This is a genomic window from Frankia sp. CcMO1 (genome assembly GCF_977945845.1).
This window is the reverse complement of record NZ_CDWTMG010000273.1, coordinates 1-5,982: the sequence shown is the minus strand read 5'-3', so window position 1 is coordinate 5,982 and position 5,982 is coordinate 1. Positions and strand designations below refer to the sequence as shown.

Genomic DNA, 5,982 nt, shown 5'->3' with positions numbered 1-5,982 from the left:
GCTCTCGATCACGTATTTGTTACTTCATTACGTCCCCTAGGAGAGACGTGTAGCGGGGTTGGCCAGGGCGTCCGGAACGGATTCCAATCGGCAATGCTCGCCCGGGTTCTCCGGCCACCGCGGCGCCGGACATCGTAGCTCTGCGATGTCCGGCGCTCGCGTCCCGTGGCCGCCGCGCGCGGGTGGCGGGAAGGCGGCGCTCCGGCTCCCCTCCAGCTTCACCATTCTCCTCGGTCGCCCCCTCCTTACCGGTTTTGTGGCGTGGAGGCCCCGCCGTTTACGGCGGGGAGAAAACGCCGTCCTATCGGGGCATCAGTTGTCCTTCCTTCCGTAGAATTGAGGGTCGAACGGGTGTTCCGTGGATCTGGCAGGTCCTGAGATCGCAGCCACACTCCTGGCGGTTGCCGCGGCAATCGCAGTCTGCTGCGGACTGCTCCCGTCGACCGCGGGACGCGGCGACCGTCGGCGGCGCGTTGACGACCTGGACCGCTGTGCCTGCAATATTGCAGGCGCAGCGGCTACAGTAAGGTCATGGCCGTGATCGACTGTTCGGCGTTGGTGCGAACGCTGACAGACCACAGCGCGGGCGGGGTCGCCGTGCGCCGTCGACTCGCGGTGTCGAATCGTTCGCGGCACCCGGCCTGCTCGACTACGAGATGATTTCGGCCTTGTTCGGAATGCGCCGGGGAGGCAAGCTGACCGAGCGGGAGACAGCGAAGGCCATCGCCTCGAACCCTGGCCTCAGTCCCACCACGCCAGACCTCGTCGAAGCAGCCACCCACCCCGAAACAATCAGAGCCGTCGTCGCCCTCCTCACCGCCCGCGGCCACCCCCGAAGAGCCGACTTGACTGGCAAGATCATGGTCCGGTGGTCGGGGGCCGACTTCAACGGCAAAAGGACGCCCACGGATTTTGCCATCGAAGTTGATCTGCCCAGGTCACGGCTGTCGACGGGCCGAGATGCCTGTCACCGGACACCTGAGCAGGGGAGATGTCCAGTGACCGCGCCGCCCGTGACATCATCTACCGAATCGAACGGGTGTTCTGTAGTCCTGGCGGTTCCGGACACCTCGACCCGTCTCGCGACCGTGATCGTCGGGGCGGGCCCGCATGCCTCAGCCGTTCCGCTCGGCGCCGGAGGACAGCAGGTATCGGGCACGGGTCGCGAACAGCGTGTCGTTCGTTCGTTCCACTCGCCAGAACCGCCAGTCGCCCGGGTTGGGCGCTCCGGTGGAGCAGCCTTGGCTGCGGCGCTCGCCGAGCGGTAGACCTCGCCGGAGGCCGTGCGGATCCGGCCGTCGGCCGTCAGGGTCGCTGGGAACAGCCGACCGCTGCGGCGCCCGACGAGCCGCTCGCCAGCGCGCAGGAGGCCAGCGTCGATCAAGTCTGCCAGGGTCGCGTTGTAGCGATGCCGCCGCGGGCGTGCTTCGTCGTAACCGCCGGCAACATCTCAAGGCACACTGAGAGCACGGGCGATCCGTCGCTGTTCGCTCTCGTAGGCCACTGCCATCCGGTTGGCCTGGCTTTTCGGGATGCCGAGCCCGGCTGCGGCCTGCCGCCAGCCCGCCGTGGCGGTCTCCACCTCCCTGACGAGGTCGCGGGCCCTCGGCGGCGACAAGCGGAAGTAGTTGCCCACCGACAGCGCGAGGTCGATGCTTGCGTCGGTGTTGTCGAGATCGACGGCCGTGCTCAGCCGGGCCGGGTTGTCCGGATTGGGGTTGAGGTCGTAGGCAGGAGAGAGCGCCCAGCCGTCTCGCTCGCGCAGGAACGCGTGATTGCGCAGGTGGTCGTCAGTGTTTCCGGTCAGGATGGAGAACAGGATCCGCCGGTAGAGCTCACGCAGGTCGGCGTCAGCTCTCGGCGAGTAGCGTTCGATCACCTCGGCGATCTCGAGGTAGCTGCGGAGGTCCTCGTCGGAGGCCTCGAGCATGGTCAGGGCGCTTGCGAACCCCAGACGCCGCGCGCCGATGCGGTCGAAGCGGCTCAGGAGTAGTACGTGCCGGCCGACAACGGTCAGCAGTTCCGACTCCGCCACGGTAAGCCCCGCTCTGCGAGCGAGTCTCAGTTGTACCTCCTCCCAACCGGCCACGTCCCATTCGTCACTGTCCGAACGCGGGAACTTGGCGATCGAGAGCCGCCCGGACACGTCCCGCACCGCCGCCTTGGGGCGCGCGCCGCCGAGCGAGCTACCTGCGTCGATGAGGTCCGCGAGGTCGCGGTCGAAGTCGCCCTCCGCGCGGACGCGGTCGGCTGCTCGCATGAGCCGGGCCAGGTCGATCAGCCGTGGGACCGCGTGCCGGTGCGTCGAATAGTAGGTGGCGGTCGCCGGCTGGCGGAACCTGACACCTCCCTGGCGGGTGTCGTCGCGGACGCCGAGAAGGAAGTCGGCCTTACCGAGAGTGCGAGGTGTGGTCTCGGCGGCGCGGGCGCGCTCGCGCTCCTCACGCCTCATGAGGTTCTCGCCCCATCGGTCGGGGGCGCTGTCGGCGAACGCGTTGAAGATGGCCGACCCCGGCGGCGTGTGGAAGACGCCGGCGGCTCTGGCCAGCGCCGGGTCGAGGTCGTATCCGGCCGGGTTGGTCAGGTAGGCGTCGGCATATCGGAACGTGGCGCTCTGTCCGCCGCGGTCGTGAAGCCACAACGTCCCGGCGGCGGTCTCCTGCCCGTCGATCTCGACGGTGACCTCGACAGGATCCCGTCCGGCCATCAGCGCCGTACTCGCTTGGGGAGGATCTCGTCCATGCGCAGCCGGCCGATGTCGGTCTCGTACGGGTCGGTGGCCCTGACGACGGCATCCATGATCCCGATGGTGCGTAGCACCCTGAACAGGTTCTCGGTGCTCGCGGTGCCCTTACCCTGCTCGATGGCGCGCAGCGTGTCCCGGGAGATCCCGGCTCGCTGGGCGACCTGGGCCGCGGTCAGCCGGTTCAGCTTCCGCCAGGTCGACACATGCTCGCCGAGCAGACGCAGCGACCGCGCCACCGACAACGGCGTGGCATGCGAGGCCCTGTCACCGACCATAGCCAGCATCATACGAGCCTACGGCGGTTAAGTTCGCCGTTAAGTGCGGCTGCCTCCAGGCGGTGGCTGACCAGGTGGGGCAGGCCGGGGCGAAGACGGTCATGACGGGTAGATCGCGTGCCCACCCGGGCCGTCTGAGATTGTCCTGCCGGCCCACGTTCCTGCCGGCTCACGCGAGACGCCGAGCCGGCGGGGCCACGACGATCTTGGATGGCGTGGAGACGCCGCGGTCTCCTTCATCGCGATCCGGGTCATCGGCGAACAGGTTGCCCCGCACGTCCCCGGCGCCGACCCCGCCGCTGACGGCGGCGACGACACCTGTCGTCCTGGAAGACAAAGCACCCGGCAGGGTGGAAAAATACCCACCGGGTCGCCGGAGCCGCGGACTACACCAACCGTTTGCAGCTCACCGGACAGTGCGGTCACCACCGCGATCTGGGGGCCGCTGTTCTGCGCGTTCGCACCCCTGACCATCCTGGCCATCCCGATCGGCCTGGCCGTCGCCGTCACCGCCGTCGTCGTGATCGTCCCGGCCCGGGCCCAGGTCTTCGGGGACCTGATCGAAGCCGCCTACGACCAGCACCGCACCGTCCTCTACACCCAGCTCCGCTGGCCCCTGCCCGCCAACCCCCAGCAGGAACGGGAACACGGCCAGCGGCTGACCGCCTACCTGTGGCGCGGCTCCGACACCCCCGACCCCACCTTCACCCCACCCACCTAGCCGCTGCTACTTTCCGCTATCACTTTCCGCAACCATCCCGGTCCGCTGTCGGGCCCAGTCCGCTGTCGGGCCCGGTCCGCGGCCGGGCTCCACCACGCCCGGTCCGGTGGGCCGTCCGCCTACTTCCGGCCGACACCGCCGTAGATATTGACCTGGGCGTCTGTCAGAGCCCGTGTATCTGGGTTGTCCGGCCGCCAGCGGTGGGCCAGCTGAACGCCGGGGTCGACTAGCTCCAAGCCGTCGAAGAAACGTTCGACTTCGGATCGGCTGCGGAGCTGGAACGGAATCCCCTTCTGCCGGAAGGTGTTCATCCCCCGATCCGCGTCCGGATCATAATCTCCGGTGCCGTGGGTGAGGACAAGGTAGCTACCCGACGGCAACGCGTCGAGGAGCCGGCGCACGATCCCGTAGGGGTTATCCGCGTCGGGGATGAAATGGAAGATCGCGATGACGGACAGGGCGACCGGCCGAGTGAGGTCGAGGGTGCTGTGTAGCTGCGGGGCGGCGAGGATCCTGTCGATGTCCCGCAGGTCGGCGTCGAGGTAGGCGGTGCGCCCCTGCGGGGTGCTGGCCAGCAGCGCACGGGCGTGGGTGAGCACGATCGGTACCACCCCCAGGACACACATGCCTCGATCTGCGCGTCCGCCAAACCCACCCCGACTGTTGTACGTTTGTTGTATGGTGGCCTCATGAGTGTCGGGTTCCGTCCCACCGAAGAGGACCTCCGGATCGTCGAGGCCAACCGCCGTCAGGACGAGAAGACCAGCGACGTCATCCGGCGTGCCCTGCGGCTGCTGGACCGGGAGGCGTGGGAGACGCGCGCCCGCGAGGACATGCACCGGCTGCGGAACGAGGACCTGTCCGCCGAGCCCGACACGTGGGGGTATGACACCAACGGCAACATCGTGATCACAGGTACGAACCTCGCGGTACCAGCCAGGTCCCAGGACCAGCCCTGATCCGCGGGGCGGTATACCCGGTCGACCTCGGCGACGCCAAGCGCGGGCATGAACAGCGGGGGCGTCGGCTCGGCCTCGTCCTGAGCATGGAACAGAACACGTGGTCCACGGTCACGATCGCTCCCACGTCGACCAGCGCGCAGGCATCCACCTTCAGACCAGAGGTGATCATTGCGGGACGGTCGACCAGGATCCTGATCGATCAGATCCGGACCATCGACAGCGCCTATGTCGCGGGTGAACTCGTGGACTACCTCTCCCGCGATGACATGGCCCAGGTCGAGCACACCCTCTCGCGCTACCTCGGCCTGCTTCGCTAACGCGTCGCCCGGTGCTCCCCGTAGATCAATCTCCCCTCACGACTGGACACCCACCGGGCATCTTGTGGACGTCCCCCCAGCAGCCTCCGCCTGGCGGGCCAGACTCTGTGGGACATCTGTGAGAACGGCTGCCCCATTGACCCGGTCTCGAAAAGGAGGCGAAGATCGGTGGCAGGCGTCAGGCACGTGCTGTTCGACGCGGACGGAGTCCTTCAGGAGATCCCTGGAGGTTGGTACGCGGCGATGGAGCCGTACCTGGGCGAGCGTTCGCGGGAGTTCCTCCACCGGACCTGGAAGGACGAGCTCCCGATGCTCGCGGGGCGCGGTGACTACATGCCGGTGCTCGCGGCGACCCTGGCCGAGTTCGCCGTATCGACGCCGGTCGAAGACGTGTACCGAGACGTGTGGCACCGGATCGACGTCATGGACGAATCTCTCGCGCTGGTCCGGGCCCTGCGGTTGCGCGGTTACGGTGTCCATCTCGGCACGAACCAGGAGCGGCACCGCGCCGCCTACATGCGCTCGGCGCTTGGCTACGACCGCTTGTTCGACGTCAGCTGCTACTCCTGCGACCTCGGCATCGCCAAGCCCGCCCCCGCCTTCTTCACCGAGGCCGCCCGCCGCATCGGCGTGGACCCGGCCAGCATCCTGTTCATCGACGACAACGAGAAGAACATCGCAGGCGCCCGTATCGCTGGTCTCGTCGCGGAGCAGTGGACCATCACCCAGGGCCGCCACACCCTGCTCCCCTTGCTCGCCCGACATGACGTCATCCCAGACCACACGGGTTGATTCACTCGCAGCAGGATTCCACCAGACGTCGGGCCGCTGGAACCATGTCGCCGCACAGTCCCATCGGCCGAGCCGCGCGGCATGTGCACCCCAGGGATGGACCCGGGATGCGACCCGATCACCCAAAAGATGCCGGTCAGAACCTTGATGGAGGTACAGGCACGACGTG

5 protein-coding genes and 3 pseudogenes are annotated in these 5,982 nt (G+C 67.8%); 4 read left to right on the top strand and 4 right to left on the bottom strand.

Going from position 1 to position 5,982, the window contains the following annotated elements; genetic code table 11:
- Nucleotides 1–967: 967 nt before the first annotated feature.
- The 3 genes and pseudogenes from AC08OU_RS21690 to AC08OU_RS21680 all read right to left on the bottom strand — a co-directional run.
- Nucleotides 968–1,417: pseudogene (locus tag AC08OU_RS21690) on the bottom strand (restriction system modified-DNA reader domain-containing protein); the annotation flags it as partial.
- Between the two features lie 33 nt (nucleotides 1,418–1,450).
- Complete coding sequence (locus tag AC08OU_RS21685; protein WP_476602317.1) at nucleotides 1,451–2,707, bottom strand: type II toxin-antitoxin system HipA family toxin; 1,257 nt, start codon at nucleotides 2,705–2,707, stop codon at nucleotides 1,451–1,453.
- On the bottom strand, nucleotides 2,707–3,021 hold the full coding sequence (locus AC08OU_RS21680) for a helix-turn-helix domain-containing protein (protein WP_462188213.1): 315 nt from the start codon (nucleotides 3,019–3,021) through the stop codon (nucleotides 2,707–2,709). Before AC08OU_RS21680 ends, AC08OU_RS21685 begins: the two co-directional genes overlap by 1 nt.
- A gap of 406 nt (nucleotides 3,022–3,427) precedes the next feature.
- Here AC08OU_RS21680 and AC08OU_RS21675 point away from each other — a divergent pair.
- A pseudogene (locus AC08OU_RS21675) lies at nucleotides 3,428–3,742 on the top strand (hypothetical protein); the annotation flags it as partial.
- Nucleotides 3,743–3,861: 119 nt separating this feature from the next.
- Here AC08OU_RS21675 and AC08OU_RS21670 read toward each other — a convergent pair.
- Nucleotides 3,862–4,347 (bottom strand): annotated as a pseudogene (locus AC08OU_RS21670) (SAM-dependent methyltransferase); the annotation flags it as partial.
- A gap of 84 nt (nucleotides 4,348–4,431) precedes the next feature.
- On the opposite strand from AC08OU_RS21670, the gene AC08OU_RS21665 reads away from it, so the two are divergent.
- From AC08OU_RS21665 to AC08OU_RS21655, 3 genes are all read left to right on the top strand, one after another.
- The gene (locus tag AC08OU_RS21665; RefSeq protein WP_476605657.1) at nucleotides 4,432–4,701 is read left to right on the top strand and encodes a hypothetical protein; all 270 of its coding nucleotides are present in this window, start codon (nucleotides 4,432–4,434) and stop codon (nucleotides 4,699–4,701) included.
- Nucleotides 4,698–5,021 carry a type II toxin-antitoxin system PemK/MazF family toxin gene (locus AC08OU_RS21660; protein ID WP_035734471.1) on the top strand — a complete coding sequence of 108 codons (324 nt, stop codon included), beginning with the start codon at nucleotides 4,698–4,700 and terminating at the stop codon, nucleotides 5,019–5,021. Before AC08OU_RS21665 ends, AC08OU_RS21660 begins: the two co-directional genes overlap by 4 nt.
- A 168-nt stretch (nucleotides 5,022–5,189) precedes the next feature.
- Entirely contained in the window at nucleotides 5,190–5,813 is a 624-nt protein-coding gene (locus AC08OU_RS21655; protein ID WP_476605656.1) for an HAD family hydrolase, read from the top strand.
- Nucleotides 5,814–5,982 lie beyond the last annotated feature (169 nt).

What these genes read in the sequence shown, in the direction of transcription:
- AC08OU_RS21665 (WP_476605657.1), top strand. Translation starts at nt 4,432, where the DNA reads ATGAGTGTCGGGTTCCGTCCCACCGAAGAGGACCTCCGGATCGTCGAG.
- AC08OU_RS21685 (WP_476602317.1), bottom strand. Translation starts at nt 2,707, where the DNA reads ATGGCCGGACGGGATCCTGTCGAGGTCACCGTCGAGATCGACGGGCAG.
- AC08OU_RS21680 (WP_462188213.1), bottom strand. Translation starts at nt 3,021, where the DNA reads ATGGTCGGTGACAGGGCCTCGCATGCCACGCCGTTGTCGGTGGCGCGG.